This window comes from Sphingomonas canadensis (genome assembly GCF_026013525.1).
Lineage (GTDB): Bacteria > Pseudomonadota > Alphaproteobacteria > Sphingomonadales > Sphingomonadaceae > Sphingomonas > Sphingomonas canadensis.
Window position 1 is genome coordinate 721,056 of record NZ_JAPDRA010000001.1, and the last position, 20,309, is coordinate 741,364.

21 protein-coding genes are annotated in these 20,309 nt (G+C 69.3%); 6 read left to right on the forward strand and 15 right to left on the reverse strand.

Features of this window, described 5'->3' with window-relative positions; genetic code table 11:
- The 8 genes from OM513_RS03485 to hisN form a co-directional block, all read right to left on the reverse strand.
- Positions 1–537, reverse strand: a 537-nt coding sequence (locus OM513_RS03485; protein WP_454615891.1) for a tRNA ligase subunit PheS family protein, incomplete at its 3' end; no start/stop codon positions are given.
- A 61-nt stretch (positions 538–598) separates the two neighbouring features.
- Positions 599–2,449: an acyltransferase family protein gene (locus OM513_RS03490; protein ID WP_264942734.1), complete on the reverse strand. Its 1,851-nt coding sequence runs from the start codon at positions 2,447–2,449 to the stop codon at positions 599–601.
- Positions 2,450–2,456: 7 nt separating this feature from the next.
- Complete coding sequence (locus OM513_RS03495) at positions 2,457–3,290, reverse strand: hypothetical protein (protein WP_264942735.1); 834 nt, start codon at positions 3,288–3,290, stop codon at positions 2,457–2,459.
- 1 nt (position 3,291) lies between these two features.
- A complete protein-coding gene (locus OM513_RS03500) occupies positions 3,292–4,104 on the reverse strand; it encodes a hypothetical protein (protein WP_264942736.1) in 813 nt (270 codons plus the stop codon).
- 76 nt (positions 4,105–4,180) lie between these two features.
- Complete coding sequence (locus OM513_RS03505) at positions 4,181–6,052, reverse strand: acyltransferase family protein (protein ID WP_264942737.1); 1,872 nt, start codon at positions 6,050–6,052, stop codon at positions 4,181–4,183.
- A 150-nt stretch (positions 6,053–6,202) separates the two neighbouring features.
- Positions 6,203–6,568, reverse strand: coding sequence for a 50S ribosomal protein L20 (gene rplT, locus OM513_RS03510; protein ID WP_264942738.1), 366 nt, complete (start codon positions 6,566–6,568; stop codon positions 6,203–6,205).
- Positions 6,569–6,581: 13 nt separating this feature from the next.
- Positions 6,582–6,785: a 50S ribosomal protein L35 gene (gene rpmI, locus OM513_RS03515; protein WP_110152511.1), complete on the reverse strand. Its 204-nt coding sequence runs from the start codon at positions 6,783–6,785 to the stop codon at positions 6,582–6,584.
- A gap of 234 nt (positions 6,786–7,019) precedes the next feature.
- Positions 7,020–7,802, reverse strand: coding sequence for a histidinol-phosphatase (gene hisN, locus OM513_RS03520; protein ID WP_264942739.1), 783 nt, complete (start codon positions 7,800–7,802; stop codon positions 7,020–7,022).
- Between the two features lie 84 nt (positions 7,803–7,886).
- Between hisN and OM513_RS03525 the strand changes: the two genes are divergently transcribed.
- The 4 genes from OM513_RS03525 to OM513_RS03540 all read left to right on the forward strand — a co-directional run bounded on the left by OM513_RS03525 (position 7,887) and on the right by OM513_RS03540 (position 11,228).
- The gene (locus OM513_RS03525; protein WP_264942740.1) at positions 7,887–8,936 is read left to right on the forward strand and encodes a phospholipase A; all 1,050 of its coding nucleotides are present in this window, start codon (positions 7,887–7,889) and stop codon (positions 8,934–8,936) included.
- Between the two features lie 95 nt (positions 8,937–9,031).
- On the forward strand, positions 9,032–9,583 hold the full coding sequence (locus OM513_RS03530) for a redoxin domain-containing protein (protein WP_264942741.1): 552 nt from the start codon (positions 9,032–9,034) through the stop codon (positions 9,581–9,583).
- Between the two features lie 223 nt (positions 9,584–9,806).
- Positions 9,807–10,811, forward strand: coding sequence for a GGDEF domain-containing protein (locus OM513_RS03535; protein ID WP_264942742.1), 1,005 nt, complete (start codon positions 9,807–9,809; stop codon positions 10,809–10,811).
- A gap of 288 nt (positions 10,812–11,099) precedes the next feature.
- Positions 11,100–11,228 (forward strand): hypothetical protein, encoded by a 129-nt coding sequence (locus OM513_RS03540; RefSeq protein ID WP_264942743.1) that lies wholly within the window; start codon positions 11,100–11,102, stop codon positions 11,226–11,228.
- Positions 11,229–11,388: 160 nt separating this feature from the next.
- Here OM513_RS03540 and OM513_RS03545 read toward each other — a convergent pair whose 3' ends face one another.
- From OM513_RS03545 to glmM, 6 genes are all read right to left on the reverse strand, one after another.
- Positions 11,389–12,060, reverse strand: coding sequence for a glutathione S-transferase family protein (locus tag OM513_RS03545; protein WP_264942744.1), 672 nt, complete (start codon positions 12,058–12,060; stop codon positions 11,389–11,391).
- A 75-nt stretch (positions 12,061–12,135) separates the two neighbouring features.
- Entirely contained in the window at positions 12,136–13,260 is a 1,125-nt protein-coding gene (locus OM513_RS03550) for a site-specific DNA-methyltransferase (protein WP_319951595.1), read from the reverse strand.
- A gap of 207 nt (positions 13,261–13,467) precedes the next feature.
- Entirely contained in the window at positions 13,468–14,082 is a 615-nt protein-coding gene (locus tag OM513_RS03555) for a ribonuclease HII (protein WP_264942745.1), read from the reverse strand.
- Entirely contained in the window at positions 14,075–15,271 is a 1,197-nt protein-coding gene (gene thiD / locus OM513_RS03560) for a bifunctional hydroxymethylpyrimidine kinase/phosphomethylpyrimidine kinase (RefSeq protein ID WP_264942746.1), read from the reverse strand. Before thiD ends, OM513_RS03555 begins: the two co-directional genes overlap by 8 nt.
- A 9-nt stretch (positions 15,272–15,280) precedes the next feature.
- The gene (locus OM513_RS03565) at positions 15,281–15,505 is read right to left on the reverse strand and encodes a DUF1272 domain-containing protein (RefSeq protein WP_264942747.1); all 225 of its coding nucleotides are present in this window, start codon (positions 15,503–15,505) and stop codon (positions 15,281–15,283) included.
- Between the two features lie 116 nt (positions 15,506–15,621).
- On the reverse strand, positions 15,622–16,962 hold the full coding sequence (gene glmM / locus OM513_RS03570) for a phosphoglucosamine mutase (RefSeq protein WP_264942748.1): 1,341 nt from the start codon (positions 16,960–16,962) through the stop codon (positions 15,622–15,624).
- 199 nt (positions 16,963–17,161) lie between these two features.
- Between glmM and OM513_RS03575 the strand changes: the two genes are divergently transcribed.
- Entirely contained in the window at positions 17,162–18,427 is a 1,266-nt protein-coding gene (locus OM513_RS03575; protein WP_264942749.1) for a dicarboxylate/amino acid:cation symporter, read from the forward strand.
- Positions 18,428–18,510: 83 nt separating this feature from the next.
- Positions 18,511–18,912, forward strand: coding sequence for a response regulator (locus OM513_RS03580; protein ID WP_264942750.1), 402 nt, complete (start codon positions 18,511–18,513; stop codon positions 18,910–18,912).
- Positions 18,913–18,939: 27 nt separating this feature from the next.
- Here the strand turns inward: OM513_RS03580 and gor are convergent, their stop codons facing one another.
- A complete protein-coding gene (gor, locus tag OM513_RS03585) occupies positions 18,940–20,283 on the reverse strand; it encodes a glutathione-disulfide reductase (RefSeq protein ID WP_264942751.1) in 1,344 nt (447 codons plus the stop codon).
- Positions 20,284–20,309: the final 26 nt, after the last annotated feature.

Genomic DNA, 20,309 nt, shown 5'->3' on the forward strand with positions numbered 1-20,309 from the left:
CACCGGGCTGGTGTGCGTGCGCAGCAGCATCTGCCGGTCGGGCGTGCTCTGGGCGAAATAGAAGGTGTCGTGCATCGCGCGCGCCGGATGCGTCTCCGGAATGTTGAGCGCGGTGAAATTATGCCAATCGTCCTCGATCTCCGGCCCGGTGGCGACGGCGAAGCCCAGATCGGCGAAGATCTCGGCCAGCTCGTCCATTACCTGGCTCACCGGATGCACGCTGCCCGGCGGCACGGCGTCCACCGGCAGCGTCATGTCGACGCGCTCCGCCGCCAGCCGCGCCGCCAGCGCCGCGCCCTCCAGCGCCGCCTTGCGTGCGGCCAGCGCCCCGGTCACCGCCTCGCGCAGGCCGTGGATGCGCGGCCCCTCGGCCTGGCGCTGCTCGGGGGTCATGCCGCCTAGCGTCTTGAGCAGGCCGGTGATCACGCCGGACTTGCCCAGCGCATGCACGCGCACCGCCTCCAGCGCGTCCAGCCCGGCGGCCGCATCGATCGCGCCGGTCAGTTCGGCGCGGAGCTGTTCGAGATCGCTCGTCATGCCGTTTCCCCAAGCAGAAGCGCGCGCGAACCGCAACCTGCGCGCGATGCTCCCGGGGCGATCAAGGGCGCGGCATGTCCCGCACCAGCTCGCGCGCGCCGTCGATGGTCAGGTGCGCGTCGTCGAAATGGAAGGGGGCGCCGGTGCGCGTGAGCGCGCGGCAGAGGCCCGCGGGGCATTCGGCGGCGAACAGCGAGAAATAGCGTGCGCTGCCCGCCCGCGCCTCGGCCGCGATCCGCCGGTCCTTGTCCGCGATTTCCGGAAGCAGCCGCGCGCGGAACGCATCGGGATCGCCGCGCAACAGGCCCCGCGCCAGCAGGGCGGGGAACATGCCGCGATAGGCCGCGACCGGCCCCAGCACGGTGACATCCACTCCCCGGGCGCGGATCGCGCGCGCGGTGGCGGCGATGCGGGGGATATCCTCCGGCTGCCAGTTGCCCGCCAGCACCACCGCCTGCGCCTTTCCGGCGAACACGGCCCCGCGCATCACCCGTTCGAACATGTCGCGGCACAGCCGCGCGCCGTCGCCGGCGATCACTGGCCGGCACATCGTCGAAGCGGCCTCCATCACATTGTCCTGCGGGAATCGCTCGGCGATCGCGCGCCAGATGTGCGCGGCGTGGCTGTCGCCGATCACCACCACGTTGCGACGCGCGGGGTCGAAGCGCAGGCACGCCTCCAGGTCGTAGCGCAGCGTGCCGCCATAGCAGCGCACCGGGCCGAACTGATGGGCAAAGGCGGGCGTCTGGCGATATTGCGAATAGGCCAGGATGCGCGCGGCCTCGGGCGGCAGGGGGCGGATGCGCCCGGCATTGGCGGAGATCATCAGCGCCACCGCCGCCACCGCCGCGCTCGCCGCCATGCCCGCCAGCACGATCCGTCCCGGCCGGGGGGCATCGCGCCAGCGGCGGCGGAACGGGGTCTCGACGAAACGGTACGAAAGCTCGCCCAGCGCCAGCGATGCCGCCAGCACGGCCAGCGGCGCCATCACACTGCCGCTCCCGGGCAGCATCGGCCACAGCGATGCGAGCGGCCAGTGCCACAGATAGACCGAATAGGAACGCAGCCCCAGCCAGCGCATCGGCGCCACCGCCAGCACGGCGCCAGCGCGGGTGCCCGCTCCGATCGCGAGAAACAGGGCGGCGGCCGCGCAGGACGGCAGCGCGCCCGGCGTGGGGAAGCCGCTGCCCGGATCGGCGAAGGCGAGCCAGCCCAGCATCGCGGCCAGCGCCACGGCGGCGGCTGCCTCCGCCATCCGGCCCGGCGGGGTGCCCGGGGCCGGGCGCCACATCGCAGCCACCGCGCCCAGCCCCAGCTCCCATCCGCGTGCGGGCAGCAGATAATATCCGGCCGCCGGATGATCGAGGCACACCCACCATCCCAGCGCCAGCGATCCCGCCGTTGCCAGCATCAGCGCGCCGGGGATCGTGCGCGGCAGCCAGCGGTGCAGCGCCGCCAGCAGCAGCGGGAACACCAGGTAGAATTGCTCCTCCACCCCCAGCGACCAGCTATGCAGCAGCGGCCGCGCCTCGCTCGCGTCGAAATATCCCGCGCCCGACCAGAAGTGGAAATTGGCCGCGAACCCCGCCGCCGCCGCCGCGCTACGCCCCAGCGCCGCCAGCTCGGTGGGCAGCAGCAGGACCATGCCCAGCGCCAGCACCGCGACGATCATCGCCAGCAGCGCGGGGAGGATGCGCACCGCGCGCCGCCGGTAGAAGTCGAGCAGCGAAAAGCTGCCCTCCGCCAGCCCGCCGCGGATCATCCGGGTGATCAGATAGCCCGACACGACGAAGAAGATGTCGACGCCGATCACCCCGGCGCGCCATTCCTGCGGCCCCAGATGCGCGGCCAGCACCGCGCCGATCGCGATCGCGCGCAGCCCGTCGATGTCGGGACGATGCCCGGCCGTCATCCGTCCGCTACATCGCGTTAGCGGTGGCGTCGTAATCCTCGACGGTCATGTTCGCGTCGTCCGCCGCCCCTGCCGCGTCCTCGCCGGAGTTCAACGACGCCACGCGCAGCCGGATCGCCTCGATCGACGAGGTGTCGGAAAGCGATCCCGGCACCGCCAGGTCGCTCGTCTTCCAGTTGCTCTCGGCGCCGGTCACCTCGCGGAACAGCGCGGCGGCATTCTCGGTCAGCACATTGCCCAGCCCCGCGGGCGCGCTGGTGAAGAAGATCAGCCGCCCGGGCTTGCTGCCCGGATTGCCGAGCGCGGGCAGGCTGCGGAAGCTGCTGCCCAGCCCCGCCGCGTCGGTCAGCTTGGCGAGCAGCGGCATGTCCACCCGCATGCCCAGCTTCAGCGTGTCGCCGCTCAGCCCCACGAAGCTGAGGTAATGGAGCTTGCCATAGTTGTACTGGATCAGGCTGCCGCCCTGCGCCGGGATCACCTGGAAACTGCGGTCGGGCAGCCCGGATCGCGTCAGCAGCACGTTCGCGGCCACGCTGGAGTCGCGGGCCGGATCGCCCTCCTTGCGGCCGGCGCTATCCTCCGCCGACAACAGGCGCGACTGGTCCACCAGCCCGTTCGCGTCGACATATTGGGCGCTCATGCCGTTGGCGTCGCCGACGAAGAACAGCGCCAGCTTCTGGCCGCTCTCGCTGTCGACATAGACCTTGCGGAAGGCGGAGAGATCGGGCGTGCCCGTGCCCGCCTGGATCGGGGCAGGCAGCACGATGCGGTTCACCGGCGCCTTCTCCTCCTCGCAACCCGCGAGCAGCGCGATCGCCAGCAATGCGGTCAGGCGGCGCATGTCAGTTCTCCTCCGTGATGGCGCCGTCGAGGTTGCCGTCGCGATAGACCGGGCCGCGCGCCAGCGTGTCGAGCTGGCGCTTCAGCGCCTCGGGGGTCAGCGCGACAAGGTCGCCCTTCTCGCTCAGCGTGAAGCCGCGATCGATCGCCCAGGCCATCCGCCGCAGGTTCTGGCATCCCTGTGCCACGTGCGACGGCATCCGGTCGCGCTTGGGATCGAAGCCGCACAGCGCCTGCACGTCGCCGGCCTCGTCGCCCATCACCTTCTCAGGGTCCGGCGCGGCGGTCACCATGAAGCTGCGGCTGCCCTTGCCGCTCAGCGGCGCGCCCTTCAGCTTGCCGACGACCGCCGCCAGCACCGCCGCGTCGCACGGCTTGGTCAGCCCTTCGCAAAGCGCCACGTCCTTGGCGACGATGAAGCTGAGGTAGAGCGTCTCAAGTTCCGATTCGGAAAGCTTGCGCGCGGGCTTGTCGCCATCGGGGGCGAAGGTCGCGGTGCCGCCGGGGAAGATCGCCTTGCGCAGATCGGCGTCCAGCTTGGCGTCCACCTCGCTCAGCGGCACGAAATAATAGCGCAGTTCGGGCGTGGTGGACTTGGGATCGGTGCTGGTCAGCACGATGCCGTTGCCGTCGGCGGTCTTGGCGGCCTTCATCCCCTCGCCGGTGCCCACCACGGTGCTGATGTCGCCGGGCAGTCTGGCATGGGCTGCCACCCATTTCGCGAGCGTATCCGGCTCGGCGGGTTTCGAGCCGATCAGGCTGCATCCCGCCAGTGCGGCAGCCGCCGCCGCGATCCACGCCACGCGCCGAATCATCCGAGCCCCCTCAAGCTGCTTTCCCGCAAAGGAGTATGTGCCGCGCGGGATGGGCGCAAGCCATGCCGCGGATGCGTCAGAATGCCGGAAACTGCGCCACCACCTCGCGCGCGGCGCGCAGGGTCAGGTGGCCATAGTCCGCCTGATACGGCACGCCATCCTTCGTAAGGTGGATGCACTTGCCGCCCGGACATTCGATATCGGTCATCGAGACATAGCGCCCGCCCGCGGCCTCCACGGCGGGGCGCATCCGCCGGTCCAGCGCGAACCGGTCCGCCTTCACCATCCGGTCGAGCGAGCGCAGATCCTCCAGCAACAGCGCCCGCGCCATCAGCTTGGGGAAGTCGTCGCTATATTCGACGATGGGGCCGATCACCGTCACGGCGATGCCGCGCGCGCGCAGGAAGCGAATCGTCTTCACCACATCGTCGAGCTCGTTTTCGCGCCAGCGCCCCGCCAGGATCATGCCGTCGATCCGGTTGTGCTCGATCAGCGGGCCGAACACCTTGGCGGCGATCTCCCCGCAATGCACGTTGGCGACGGAATCGAGCGCCAGCGGCCTGGTGCCCAGGAACGGGCGGCATCCCGACGGTGTCGCCTGAAGGAAGTTGATCTCCGGCGATCGCTCCTGCAACGCGCGCCATAGCTGCGCGGCATGGCTGTCTCCGGCCAGCACCACGTTTCTGCGCTTGGGATCGACGGCCAGGCACAGCTTCTCGTCCAGCACCTCGCTGCGTTTCACGAAGCAGCTTCGCGCCCGGTACTGGAATTTATTCTCCGGCGACCGGTTATAGTCGAGATAGGCGAGCACCTTGGCGACCTGGGGCGGATAGCGGTGGAATCGCGATGCGTTGGCCGCCACCGCCATCCCCAGGCCCACCATCGCCACCACCGCGATCGCGCCCACGATGCAGGCCGGCAACGCCCGCGTATCGCGGAACCGCCGCAGAAACGGCTGCTCGACCGCGAAATAGGACGCGATCGCCGCCGCGGTGGAGGCCAGCGCCAGCAGCGGCACCTCCCAGGCGGAAAGCTCCATCCCATACTGCAGCCGCCAGAAGGTGATGATCGGCCAGTGCCACAGATACAGCGAATAGGAGATCGCGCCGATCCCGCGCATCAGCTTCAGCGTCAGCAGGCGGCCGGTTACCGCGGTCTCGCCATAGGCGATCAGCAGCGCGGCCCCCAGGCAGGGCAGCAGGCCCCAGGGCGCGGGGAAGGCGAAATCTGCGCGGATCACCAGATAGGCCGCGGCGATCAGGCCGATGCCGAGCAGCGCCAGCGCATCGCGCCGCCGCCCGTCCTCCACGCGCGGATATGCGCCCAGCGCCACCAGCCCGCCCAGCGCAAGCTGCCAGGCGCGGCTGGGCAGCAGATAGAAGCCGGCATCGGGAAAGGCGTAGCAGGCGGCCAGGCTGACGGCGAACGAGAGCAGGCCGACGACGATCAGCACCGCGCGCAGATGGCGCGGCGCGAACCGCCGCATCACCATCAGCAGCAGCGGGTAGAACAGGTAGAACTGCTCCTCCACGCCCAGCGACCAGGTGTGCAGCAGCGGCTTGGTCTCCGCCGCGCCGGCGAAATAGCCGGAGTCGCGCCAGAAATAGATGTTCGAGACAAAGCCCGATGCCGCCGCCGCGCTGTTGCCCAGGCCGTTCAGCTCGCTGGGCAGCAGCAGGAAGATGCCGGCCGCCAGCGCCACGATCAGCATCGCGAACAGCGCCGGCAGGATGCGCACGATCCGGCGCTTGTAGAATTTCAGGATCGAGAAGCTGTCCGTGTCCATCTCGCGGACGATGATCCCGGTGATCAGGAAGCCGGAGATCACGAAGAAGATGTCGACGCCGACGAAGCCGCCCGAAAGCGCGGCGAGGCCGCAGTGGAACAGAACGATCGGGACAACTGCGACGGCCCTCAGCCCGTCAATATCGGCGCGGTATCGCAGCATGTTCCCCCCGGTACCGGATTACCCCGATGTGGAGCATTCCGTAACCGGGCGCGGCCGCTCGGGCAAGCGGCTATGCTGCATGTGCGAACGGCGCGAAGGCCTGGGCCTCCGCGCCGTCCGGGCGTTTCCTGCGATGGGAGGCGGATCGCCTCAGGCTGCCTGGGGCAGCGCCGCCTTCGCCTGGGCGATGATGGCGCTGAACGCCTCGCCCTCGTGCATTGCGATATCGGCCAGCACCTTGCGGTCCAGCTCGATGCCCGCCAGCTTCAGCCCGTGCATGAACTGGCTGTAGGTCAGGCCCTCGGCGCGGACGCCGGCGTTGATGCGCTGGATCCACAGGGCGCGGAAGCTCCGCTTCTTAACCTTGCGATCGCGATAGGCGTACTGGCCGGCCTTCTCGACGGCCTGGCGCGCGATGCGGATCGTGTTCTTGCGGCGGCCGTAATAGCCCTTCGCCTGATCCAGAATCCGCTTGTGCTTCGCCTTGGTGGTCGTGCCACGCTTCACTCGTGCCATGGGTCAGGCCTCCTTACTTCAGGCCGTACGGCGCCCACGCCTTGACGTGAGCCACGTCGGCGTCGGCCAGCACGCTGGTGCCGCGGTTGGTACGGATATACTTGGCGTTGTGCGAGATCAGGCGGTGGCGCTTGCCGGCCACGCCGTGCTTCACCTTGCCGGTGGCGGTGAACTTGAAGCGTTTCTTCACACCGCTCTTGGTCTTGAGCTTGGGCATTTTCGTCTCCTTGTTACGCGACGATCTAGGACGGCCCCGGCAGCCCATTTAGCCGGGCAGTCCCCCTGAATCGCGGAAAGCGGGGCCATTAGCGGAGGCGCGGGCGCTTTGCAACCGGCCGGGCACGATGACATCGTCCCACGAACAGCCTTTATGAGCGTGTCCAGGTCCGTTCGATGCTGGCCGGCCGGTGCCGTGCTGCCGCGCGCCGGGGCCGTAGCGATCCGGAGCCCGTCAATGCCCCTGGCAGGCGAGCGCCTCCAATATGTCGTCGATGCGCGCCGGGTCTCCGGCAGCGATCACCTGGCCGTTGCTGCCGCCGTGGAGCGGATCGCCCTGCCAGTCGCACATGCGGCCGCCCGCGCCCTCCACCACGGGCACCAGCGCGGCGAAATCGTGGAGCTTCAGTCCCGCCTCGACGACGATGTCCAGATGGCCCGACGCGACACAGGCATAATTATAGCAGTCGCCGCCCAGCACGGTGCTGCGCACCGCCGCGTCCAGATGCTCGAAGGCGTGCAGCTCCCCGTCGGCGAACAGCGCGGGCGAGGTGGTGGCGAGCAGCGCCTCGCCCAGCGAGCGGCAGGCGCGCGTGCTGGCGGGCGTGCCGTTGAAGCTGGTGCCGCGCCCAGCGGCGCCGATCCAGCGCTCCTTCAGGATCGGCTGGTCGATCACGCCCAGCACCGGCCAGCCATCCTCCAGCAGCGCGATCAGCGTGCCGAAGATCGGCCGCCCGGCGATGAAGGCGCGCGTGCCGTCGATCGGATCGAGCACCCATTGGCGGCCGCTGGTGCCATCGGTGACGCCGAACTCCTCGCCCGCCACGCCGTCGCGCGGGGCCTCGGCCGCCAGCAGGCGGCGCATCGCCTGTTCGGCGGCGCGATCGGCGAGCGTCACCGGCGACTGATCGGCCTTGGTCTCCAGCCCATGGGGTGCGCGGTAATAGGGGCGGATCGCCGCCCCCGCCGCGTCGGCGAGGCGGCTGGCGAGCGCGATGTCGGACTGGGAGACGGCCATGCCCGCCCCCTAGCCGTCCGGGCGCGCGTCCGCCACCGCCAGATTTGACTCGCCAACGTCATAATGCGCTGCCAATCCGGCGCGATGCGCTCCCTGCTGGCCCTTGCCGCGCTGCTCGCCGCCATGCCCGCCGCGGCGCAGATTCGCGCCGTTCCCGCCCAGCCGGCCTCCGAGAAGGAGGCGCTGCGCGGCGTCGAGGTGTTCCTGGTCAACGAAGGCGATGCCCCCGCGGATGCCGAAGGGCCGAAGGAGATCGAGGTTACCGCCGCTGACGGCACCCGGCTGGTGCTGGAGCGGATGCCCGCGCCGCGCGCCAGCGTGCCGCCGGGCGGCTTCGTCAAGGCGCGCTACGTGCCGGTCGGCATCGCGGGCGTCGCCGTGCCCCCGGCGGAGGCGCATCCGCCCGCCGAGGTCGCTGCGGCGGAGACGGTGGTTCCCACCTCCGCGGGATCGAGCGCGGGCTTCCTCGACCGGTTCGAGCCGCACGATCCGATCTATGGCGTGTTCGGCTATGGCGATGCCGGCGCGAAGCTCCAGGTCAGCCTGGCGATGCGCCCGTTCGAAGGGGCGGGGGTGCTCGACAATCTGCGCTTCGCCTACACCCAGACGATGTTCTGGGCGATCGAGCAGCCGTCCGGCCCCTTCCGCTCGACGATCTACAGCCCCGAGGTCTATGCCCAGGTGCCGGTGCGCGACGATCTGACGCTGGGCTTTGGCTGGCGGCATGATTCGAACGGGCGCGGGGCGGGATCGATCGACTCCAACCGCCTGTGGATCCGCGCGGCCAAGCGCTTCGACCTGGCCGACGGCTGGAGCCTGGAACTGGCGCCCGAGGCCTGGATCTATGTCGGCAAGCAGGGCGTGGCGACCGATCTTTCGGACTATTGGGGCTACACCGGCCTGCGCGCCGCGGTGCGCCAGGAGGATGGGATCAAGCTGGCGCTAACCGCGCGCGGCAATTTCGAGACGGGGCGGGGCGCGGCGGAGCTGTTCGCCTCCTATCCGCTCGGGCGGCTGGGCGGGGGCTTCGGCATCTATCTGTTCGGCCAGGCCTTCACCGGCCATGGCGAGACGCTGGACGGATACAACCTGCGCGACACCCAGGCGCGCATCGGCATCGCGCTGACCCGCTGAGGCGCCGCGGGGCGAAACGGCCGCGTGCCAGCGGCATTGGACTCGTGCGCGGGTGCGCTCTAAACTCCTACAAGCTTCCAGCGGAGACCCGATCCATGCGCCCGACCCTTCCCGTCGCCATCGCCGCCGCCGTCGCCGCAGTGGCGCTTCCCGCCGCCGCCGCGCTCCAGCCGGGGGCGAAGGCGCCGGACTTCACCGCCCAGGGCGCGCGCAACGGCCAGCCGGTCAGCGTCAACCTGAAGGCGGCGCTGAAGAAGGGGCCGGTGGTGCTCTATTTCTTCCCCGCCGCCTATACGCCCGGCTGCAACATGGAGGCCGCCGCCTTCGCCGACGCGCTCGACGATTTCACCAAGGCGGGCGCCACCGTGATCGGCATGACCGCGGGCAAGACCGATCAGCTCCTGGCCTTTTCCAAGGAACATTGCGCGGGCAAGTTCACCGTCGCCGCCGCCAGCCCCCAGGTGATCGCGGGCTATGACGTCGCGTTCCGCGATGCGGACGGGAAGGCCAAGCCGATCACCAACCGCACCAGCTATGTGATCGCGCCCAACGGCCGGATCCTGTCGGTGTTCAGCGACCTCAACTATGCGGGCCATGTCCGCAACACGCTGGATGCCGTGCGCAAATATCGCAAGTCGCGGCGCTAGAGACTGGCCTGTTCGGCCGGCGCCGACACCGTAACGGGCGCGTGCAAGAGAAAGCTCCGGTATGGGCCCTTTCGTGAAAGTGAAGGCGGCGCTCACGCTATTTTAGCATCTGTCCGGCTACCCCCTCTCCAGCGATTGCCGGGCCGTGGTGCGATCCGCGTTTCACGGCGAAAGGGGAGTTGAGGATATCATGTCCGGGGCCAGGGTCGTCAGGGCGAGTGGCATGGGGAATGACCCCGCGCGCCGCCTCTACGACCGGATCGGCGAGTTTCTGTTCGCGCAACGGCTCTCGCCGGAGCCGGCCAATTTCACGTTCGCCTATCACCTGCTTTCCGAGCCGGACGGGCCGCTGGCGCGCGCCGTCTATGCGATGACCGACGGCGGGGTGCGGCTCACCCAGCGCGACATCGATTCGCTCGGCTGCGAGGCCAAGCCGGTGACCGGCGGCGCCGCCGCGGCGGAGCGTGCGGAGGGCCTCGTCGCGCAGACGCAGATGCAGGTCGAAGGCTTTGAGGACATGGTCCACGCGATGCGCGCGGAGACCGAGGATTTCGGCCGCAACCTGGCCGCGAGCGCTGAAGCGATCACGCGATCGGCCGGCCAATCCGGCGATGCGACCCGGATCGAGGAGGTGGCGCGGCTGACCGCGACGATGCTGGAGCGCGTGCGATCGGCCGAGTCGCGGCTCGAATCCGCCACGCGCGAGGCGAGCGACCTGCGCAAGAAGCTGGAGGAGGCGCGCGACAACGCCCGCCGCGATCCGCTGACCAACCTGCCCAACCGCCGCGCGTTCGAGGAGGCCTATGCCGCCCAGGCGGCGTCCGGCGAGCGCATCTGCCTGGCGGTGTGCGACGTCGATCACTTCAAGTCGGTCAACGATCGCTTCGGCCATGCCGTGGGCGATCGCGTGCTCCGCGCGATCGGCGAGGCGCTGAGCCTGTCCTGCAACGGCCATCTGGTCGCGCGCTACGGCGGCGAGGAGTTCGCGGTGCTGTTCACCGGCATCGGCGTCGAGGCCGCGCAGGTGACGCTGGAGACGGCGCGCGCCACCGTCGCGTCGAAGCGCTATCGCCTGCGCGAGAGCGATGCGCCGCTGGGCGAGGTCACCTTCTCCGCGGGCCTGGTCTCGGTGATCGCGCAGGATGCCTGCCAGACCAGCTTCCAGCGCGCCGACCAACTGCTCTACGCCGCCAAGGAAGCCGGCCGGAACTGCATCCGCGTCGGCTGAGCAGCATATTTCACCGCAAGTTGGCGCATTTTCACCGATGCGCGTGGCGCAATTCACCATGCCGACCCCGTTTGCCGAGGGTGAGTGCTGTTATTTCAATAGCTTAACGATCTGGCACGCTCCCTGCAAAACCCCTGGCATCGGCCGCCGGACGATCCGGCAGCGCCACAGTCAGGGAGAATATACAATGACCGCTCGTCTCGAATCCTATCAGCGCACCCTCGCCGTGTTCGGTTCGGTGCTGTTCACCGCGATGGTGGTGTTCACGGTTCCGCAGCTTCCGATCGCATGAGCGGCGCGACTCCGACGAGGACTCCGTCCGCGAAGCACAGCATCGCGGCGGGCATCGCTTCCTTCACGATAACCGCCGCGTTGATCCTGGCGGCCGACACGCAGGGCATCGGCCTCTTCGCCTGATCCCCGCGTCCGCCCGCCGCCGCGGCCCAGCGGAGCCCCGGTGCTCCACGAACACCGGCCCGGAAATCCCCGAAATGGCGGAACCGGGCCAGGGCAGGGCAGAGGCCCGGGACCGCGCGCCGCCGGGAGAGGGCGCGCTCCGTCCCCGCCGAAGGGGCGCCTACAGATCCAGCTTGTCGTAATCCGCGGGGGGCACGATGCCCTCCATCCGCTCGCTCAGCAGCGGGCGGAAGCTGGGGCGGCTCTTCATGCCGACATACCAGCGCTTGGCCTGTTCGTGGCTCTTCCAGTCGATCCCGCCCAGATAGTCGGCGATCGAGATCTGCGCCGCGGCGGCCAGATCCGCCATGCTCATCTGCGATCCGGCCACCCAATTGTGATGATCGAGCAGGTAATCGAGATAGTCGAGATGCTCCACCGCCGCCTTCATCGCGGTGCGCAGCACCTGGCCGTCGGGCGCCTGCTTGTAGACGATCCGCTTCAGCATCCGTTCGAACAGCAGCGGCGCGGTCACATCGCGGAAGAAGATGGTGTCGAACCAGGTGGCCAGCCGCCGCGCCTCGGCGCGATCGGTGGCGGTGCCGTTCAGCATCGCTGCCTTGGAAACGGTCTCCTCGAAGAACTCGCAGATCACCGTCGAATCGATCAGCGTCACGCCGCGTTCGGTGTCCACCATCACCGGGGTCTGCACCGCCGGATTGAGGTCAACGAACTCGTCGCGCCGCGCCCAGGGATATTCCTTGCTCAGCTCGCAGGCGATGCCCTTCTCGCCCAGAAGCAGGCGGACCTTGCGCGAAAAGGGGCAGAGCGGGAACTGGTAGAGACGCCACATTCCGCCGCTTTAGGCGCGCGTAGGCGGCCCCGTAAAGCGCCCGACGCCACCATTGCGGCGAACGGTGCGCGCGCCTCAGGGCTGGGTGGCGAGCAGCCAGGTCTGGCGGAGCGCGTCGATCGGCTTCAGCCCGTTCGCGTCCTCATAATGCCAGAAGGACCAGCCGTTGCACGAAGGCGCGCCCTGGAGCAGCGCGCCCAGCTTGTGGATCGAACCCGCCTGCCCGTCCGGCGCGGCGAGCGACCCGTCCGCGCGCACAACCGCATGGTGGCGGCGCCTGGCGTCGGTCAGCTTCTGCCCCGGCGTCAGATAGCCGTTCTCCACCAGCGTGCCGAAGGCGACGCGCGGCGCGGCCTTGCCCGCCTGCATCGTCGTCAGCGCGGATTCGTCTAGCGGCAGCGCGGCGGCGATGCGCTCGCTGGCGGCCTCGACATAGCCCGGCTCACGCTCGATCCCGATCCAGTGGCGGCCCAGCCGCTTGGCCACCGCGCCGGTGGTGCCGGTGCCGAAGAAGGGATCGAGCACCACGTCGCCCGGCTTCGTCGAAGCCAGCAGCACGCGATACAGCAGCGCCTCGGGCTTCTGCGTCGGATGGACCTTGTGCCCGTCCTTCTTCAGCCGCTCCTGCCCGCCGCAGATCGGGAATTCCCAGTCCGAACGCATCTGAAGCTCGTCGTTGAGCGTCTTCATCGTGCGATAGTTGAAGGTGTATTTCGCCTTCTCGCCCTTCGATGCCCAGATCAGCGTCTCGTGCGCGTTGGTGAAGCGGGTGCCCTTGAAGTTCGGCATCGGATTGGCCTTGCGCCACACGATGTCGTTCAGGATCCAGAAGCCCAGATCCTGGATCGCCGAGCCCACCTTGAAGATGTTGTGATAGCTGCCGATCACCCAGATGCTGCCGTCGTCCTTCAGGATGCGGCGCGCCTCGGTCAGCCAGGCGCGGGTGAAGGCGTCATAGGCGGCCAGGCTGTCGAACTTGTCCCAATCGTCGGTCACCGCATCGACATGGCTGCCGTCGGGCCGGTTCAGGTCGCCGCCGAGCTGGAGGTTGTAGGGCGGATCGGCGAAGATCAGATCGACGCACTTGTCCGGCAGCGAAGCCATCGCCTCGATGCAGTCGCGCATCAGGATCGTGTCGAGCGGCAGCGTGTCTATCCACGCGCGCGCACGTCCTGGCCGAACCTTTTCGAGCACTCCCATTAACGATACCCCCTTGCCGGAACCCCCGTTTTCGGGGGCAACGACCATGGTCGTCAAGCGAAGATTGGTTAACGGGAATCCCTTAAGAATCCTTGACTTGGCGGAACATTTCGGGGCCGTGGCAGATGTTGAGTCACGGGGTTATCCACAGGCCCTAGGGATAGTGGGTGTGGCGCGAAGGACTCACTGCCGCGGCGGCGGCCGCGATCATCCGCCCAGGTTCAGCTCCGCCTGCGCGACGGGGGCAAAGCTCCGGCGGTGGTGCGGCGTGGGGCCATGCGCGCGGAGCGCATCGCGATGGACCTGGGCGGCATAGCCCTTGTTGGATCGCCAGCCATATGCGGGATAGAGCGCGTCCAGCTCCTCCATCATCCGGTCGCGATGTTCCTTGGCGACGATCGAGGCGGCGGCGATCGACAGGCACAGCGCGTCGCCGCCGATCACCGGCGCGCTGGCGTGGCTCCAGCGGGGACAGCGGTTGCCGTCCACCAGCACGAAGGCCGGGCGCAGGTTCAGCGCCGCCACCGCGCGCTCCATCGCCAGCATGCTCGCCCACAGTATGTTGAGGCTGTCGATCTCCTCGACGCTGGCGATGCCCACGCCCACCGTCGCACAGGCCAGCAATTCCCGGTGGATCGCGGCGCGTTTCTTGCCGCTCAGCGCCTTGGAATCGTCGATGCCGCCCGGGATGCGATCGGGGTCGAGCACCACGGCAGCGGCGACCACCGGCCCGGCGAGCGGCCCGCGCCCCGCCTCGTCCACGCCGGCCACCGGGCCGTTGTGGAGCGCGGCGTAGCGGGTTTCATAGGCCAGATCAGGCATCTTCGATCCGCCACGGCGGGAAGCGCCGCATCTCGCCGGCCTGATACAGGCAGATCACGTTGCCCGCGGGATCGCGCAGCCGCGCCTCGCGCCAGCCCCAGGTTTCGTCGCGGGGCTCCTGGTCGAAGACGAGGCCCTGGCTCTTCAGGAACTCGACCTTCAGGTCCAGGTCGCCGCATTCGAAATAGACGGTGGGCGTGGCATGCACCGCGTCCGCGGCGATAGAGAAGGTGGCGCCGCCCTCGCTCTCGAACCGGGCATAGCGCGGCCGGGCGCGAACGATCTGGTTGAGGCCCAGCAGCCGGTAGAAATGCTCGCTGGCGGCCAGATCGGCGGCGGGCACCGTCACCTGGTTCAGCATCGGCGAGAAGCGCGACAGGTTCAGGTCCAGCCGCACCGCCTGCTGCCCCATCGGGCCGTGGCCGCCGCCCAGCCCCGGCGCCTGGCGCAGCGCCATCCGCACGAAGCGGCGCGCGCGCGTCACCGCCTCGGCCAGCGACCAGTCCTTGGCCAGCTCGGTCGCGATCGCGCTGGAAAGCGTGCAGCCGGTGCCGTGCGTGCTGTCGCTGTCGATGCGCGCGCCGCTCCATTCCACCACCGGCGGCTCGCCGCTGCCTTCGGGGGAGAACAGCCGGTCGGTCACCTGCCGCCCCCTGGCGTGCCCGCCCTTCACCAGCACCGCGCAGCCGCGCCGCGCCACCAGGCTGCGCGCGCTCTCCGCCTGCCGCTCCTTGTCGAGCACGGACATGCCGGAAAGCGCCTTCAGCTCGGGCAGGTTGGGGGTGCAGACGGTGCAGCGGCGCATCAGCCGCTCGAACGCGGCGATGGTGGCGTCGTCGGCCAGCGCCGCGCCGCTGGTGGCGACCATCACCGGATCGAACACCACGGGCACGCCGGGCAGATCCTCCAGCTTCTCCGCCACCATCAGCGCGGTGCGCGCGGAGCCGATCATGCCGATCTTGATCGCGTCCACGCCGATATCGCGCACCACCGCATCGATCTGCGCGGCCACCATCTCGGTGGGGATGGGGTGGACGGCATCGACGCCCAGCGTGTTCTGCGCGGTGACGGCGGCGATCGCGGTGGTGGCGTGGCCGCCCAGCATGGTGACGGTCTTGATATCCGCCTGGATGCCCGCGCCGCCGCCCGAATCGGAGCCCGCGATGATGAGGATGCGGGGAACGTCCATTCTGTTCCGTTAGCCCTTGAACCTGCGCTCCGTCGAGGCCGGATTGTTCGCCAGCGCCTTGCCCACCCGCGCCGGCCGGTCGAGCAGCTCGCCACCGCAATTGGGGCAGCGTTCGTCCAGCGCATCGGCGCAACCGGCGCAGAAGGTGCATTCGAACGAACAGATGAACGCGCCGCCCTGGTTCGCAGGCAGATCGGTGCCGCAGCGTTCGCAATCGGGGCGCATTTCGAGCATCTGCCTGCCTTTCTCCCCTCCCGCTTGCGGGAGGGGCCGGGGGAGGGCCTGGCCGGCCCGGAACTGACGAGGAGGGCTGCCCCTCCCCTAGCCCCTCCCGCAAGCGGGAGGGGAATTTAGGCCGCCGCCTCGCGCACGGCGTCGCAGATGCGGTCCACCACGGCTTCCACCTGGGCGCGGTCGTCGCCCTCGGCCATCACGCGGATCACCGGCTCGGTGCCGGAGGGGCGGATGACCAGGCGGCCGTTGCCGTCCAGCTCGGCCTCGGCCGCGGCGATCATGTCCTTCACCCTTGGATCGTCGAGCGGCTTGCCGCCCTTGAAGCGCACGTTCTTGAGAAGCTGGGGCAGCGGATCGAAGCGGTGCAGCACCTCGCTGGCGGGCGCGCCGGCGCGGACCAGCTCGGCCAGCACCTGGAGCGCGGCGACCAGCCCGTCGCCGGTGGTCGCGTAATCGGAAAGGATGATGTGCCCGCTCTGCTCGCCGCCGACGTTATAGCCGGAGCTGCGCATCTTCTCGAGCACATAGCGGTCGCCCACCTTGGTGCGCACCAGCCCCAGCCCCTGCGCCGACAGATGGCGCTCCAGCCCCAGGTTGGACATCACGGTGGCCACCAGCCCGCCACCCGCCAGCCGCCCCTGCCGTGCCCATCCGCCCGCGATGGTGGCCATGAGCTGGTCGCCGTCCACCACGCGCCCGGTCTCGTCCGCCACGATCAGCCGGTCGGCGTCGCCGTCCAGCGCAATGCCGATCGCCGCGCCAGAGCCGACCACGGTCTCGCACAGCATCTGCGGCGCGGTGGAGCCGACGCCGTGGTTGATGTTCTTGCCGTTGGGGGTGACGCCGATCGCCACCACCTCGGCCCCCAGCTCCCACAGCGCGGAGGGCGCGACCTGATAGGCGGCGCCGTTGGCGCAATCGACCACGATCTTCAGCCCGTCGAGCCGCAGGTCGCTGGGGAAGGTGGACTTGGCGAAATGGATGTACCGGCCGCGCGCATCCTCCACGCGGCGGGCGCGGCCGATGTCGCCCGATTGCGCCAGCGCGACATCGCCGTCGATCAGCGCCTCGATCGCCAGTTCGTCCTCGTCCGACAGCTTGTAGCCGTCCGGCCCGAACAGCTTGATGCCGTTGTCGGCGAAGGGATTGTGGCTGGCGGAGATCATCACGCCCAGATCGGCACGCATCGAATGCGTCAGCATCGCCACCGCCGGGGTGGGCATCGGGCCGACCAGCACCACGTCCATCCCCACGCTGGTGAAGCCCGCAACCATCGCGTTTTCCAGCATATAGCCCGAAAGCCGGGTGTCCTTGCCGATCACCACGCGATGGCGATGCTCGCCGCGCCGGAAATGGGCGCCGGCGGCCATGCCGACCTTCATCGCCATCGCCGCCGTCATCGGGGCCATGTTGGTCAGCCCGCGGATGCCGTCCGTTCCGAAATATTTTCTTGCCATGCCCCTGCTTCTCGCGTCCTTGATCGGACCAGGGCCGGTTTCATCCGGGCGGCGCCGGCCCGCTCCCTCGCCCGGCCACCCACAGGATACTGAAGCTGGGTGGCCGGGCGAGGGAGCGGGCCGACGCCGATCCAGCATGCTGAAAACGGCACCAGGCTACGCTATGCCCTGATAGCGCTGAAAAATCGTTAGGGCGAGAATGTCGCAAGCCACCCGAATCTTCCTGTCGCTGATCCTGGGCCTCGCTATCGGGATCGCCGCCACCGCCGCCAATCCGCAAGCCGCCGTATCCGCCGCCGGATGGGTGGAGCCGGTGGGCATCGCCTGGCTCAACGCGCTGCGCATGACGATCGTGCCGCTGGTGGTGGCGCTGGTGGTCACGGGCATCGCCGCCACGGCGGAGGCGGCGCGCGCCGGGCGGGTGGCGGGGCGCGCGATCGCGCTTTTCCTGGTGGTGTTGTGGACCTCCTCCGCGATCGGGGCGGTGGTAACGCTGGGGCTGCTTGACCTGTGGCCGCTGGCGGATTCCTCGGCCCAGGCGCTGCGCAACACCTTCCAGGGCGCGGCACCGGTGGGGGAGGTGCCCAGCTTCGGCCAGTTCCTGGGCAGCATCGTGCCGTCCAACCCCATATCGGCCGCGGCGACCGACAGTTTCCTGCCGCTGATCGTCTTCACCTGCGTGTTCGGCTTCGCGATCACGCGGCTGCCCGATGGCCAGCGGCGCACGCTGACCGGCTTTTTCGAGGCGCTGCGCGATGCGATGCTGGTGATCATCGGCTGGGTGCTGTGGATCGCGCCGCTGGGCGTGGCGGCGCTGGGCTATGCCGTCGCGGCGCATGCGGGGACGGCGGCGCTGGGCGCGCTGGTCCATTATGTCGTGGTGGTGTCCGCGGTGGGCGTGGTGGTGTGGGTGCTTGCCTATCCGGTGGCGTGGATCGGCGGGGGCGTGGCGCCGCCGCGCTTCTTCCGCGCGATCATCCCGGCGCAGGCGGTGGCGATCAGCACGCAGAGCTCGCTCGCGTCGCTGCCCGCGATGCTGGGCGGGGCGGAGCGGCTGGGGATCCCGGTCGCCACCTCGGGCCTGGTGCTGCCGCTGGCGGTGGCGCTGTTCCGCGCGACCGGGCCGTGCATGAACCTGGCGGTGGCGATCTATGTCGCGCACGTCTTCGGCATCACGCCCGGCCCGGCGCAGCTTGCGGCGGGAATCGCGGCGGCGGCGATCACCACCATGGGTGCGGTGAGCCTGCCCGGGCAGGTCAGCTTCGTCAGTTCGATCGCGCCGATCGCGCTGGCGATGGGCGTGCCGATCGAGCCGCTGGCGCTGCTGGTGGCGGTGGAGATGCTGCCCGATCTGGTCCGCACGCTGGGCAACGTCACCATGGACGTCGCCGCGACCAGCGTGATCGCCCGCCATTCCGGCCCGCCGCCGGAAAAGACGGCTGCCGATTCCTTGCTTGGCGGATAGGTACAAACCCGGCGCGCCCTTTCCCGGAAATGCGCCCCCGCTGACCGGCCGCTAGAACTGCGGCAGGATTGGAAGGGGCAGCTATGTCTTCGGTGCGCGTCCTTATCGTCGACGACTCGCTCACCATCCGTGCGATGCTGGAAGAGGTGCTGGGCCGCGAGCCCGATATCATCCTGCTCGGCTCCGCCGCCGACGCGCAGAGCGCGGCGCGCATGGTGCGCGAACTCCATCCCGACGTCGTCACGCTGGACATCGCCATGCCGGGCACCGACGGGCTGGCGCTGCTCGACGCGGTGCATGAATCGACCCATGCCGTGATGCTCACCAGCCGCAGCGACGCGGTGGAGGAAAGCTATGCGCGCGGCGCCTTCGGCTATTTCGAGAAGAGCCGCATCCTGCGCGAATCGAAGCGGCTGGTGCAGATGGTCCGCGCCGCCGCCGCCGGGCGGAAGTCGCGCCGGCCCGTGCTGCACCCGGCGGGATAGGGCGCCCCGCCTCCTCGCCCCGCGCCGCTATTTCAGCAGCACCAGCTCCTCGGCCATCGACGGGTGGAGCGCCACCGTCTGGTCGAACGCATCCTTGGTCAGCCCGGCCTTCACCGCCACCGCCGCGGCCTGAAGGATCTCCGGCGCGTCCGGCCCGATCATGTGCAGGCCCACCACCCGCCCCGTCGATGCGTCGCACACCATCTTGTAGAGCGATCGTTCGTTGCGCCCGGCCAGCACGTTCTTCATCGGCCGGAAGTCCGAGGTATAGACCGCGACCGATCCCAGCGTGTTGCGCGCCTGTGCCTCGGTCATCCCCACCGATGCCAGCGGCGGATGGCTGAACACCGCGCTGGGCACGCAATCATAGTCGACCTGCCACGGCTTTCCGCCGAACACCGAATCGGCGAAGGCATGGCCCTCGCGGATCGCGACGGGGGTTAGCTGGATGCGATCGGTCACGTCGCCCACCGCATAGATGCTGTCGCAGGTGGAGCGATTGTCCGCGTCGACCTTGATCGCGCCGCGCTGGTTGGTCTCCACCCCGGCGTTCTCCAGCCCCAGCCCCTCGATATTGGGCACGCGGCCGGTGGCGAACAGCACGGTATCGACGGTGACCGGATCATGGCCGCTCATATGGACGGTGAGTCCCCCGGCGCTCTTCTCGATCTTCTCGAAGGCGGCGTTGAAGCGGAAGTCGATCCCCTTGGCCATCGAGATCTGGAGCAGCCGGTCGCGAAGCTGCGCGTCATAGCCGCGCAGGATCACGTCGCTGCGGTTCATCAGCGTCACCTTGGTGCCGAACTCGTTGAAGATCCCGGCGAATTCGTTGGCGATATAGCCGCCGCCCGCGATCAGGATGCGCTTGGGCAGCGCTTCCAGGTGGAACACCTCGTTCGAGGTGATGCCCAGCTCGTGCCCCGGGCATTCGGGAACCTGCGGCCGTGCGCCGGTGGCGATCAGGATGTACTTGGCGGTGACGGTGCGCCCGCCGGCCAGCTTCACCGCATGCGGCCCGGCGATCGTGGCGCGTTCCAGGAATGTCTCGACCTTGTTGTTGTCGAGCGTGGAGGTGTAGGCGCCGTTCAGCCGGTCCACCTCGCTCAGCACGTTTTCGCGCAGCGCGGCCCAGTTGAACCCGCATTCCGGCACCTCCCAGCCGAACCGGCGGGCGTCCTTCAGGTCCTCGGCGAAATGCGCGCCGTATACGAGCAGCTTCTTGGGCACGCAGCCGCGGATCACGCAGGTGCCGCCGACGCGATATTCCTCGGCGATCGCCACCTTCGCGCCATGCGCGGCGGAGATGCGCGCCGCGCGCACGCCGCCCGAACCGGCGCCGATGACGAACAGGTCATAGTCGTAGCTTGCCATTGCAGTTCCCGCTCAATCCCCGGTCT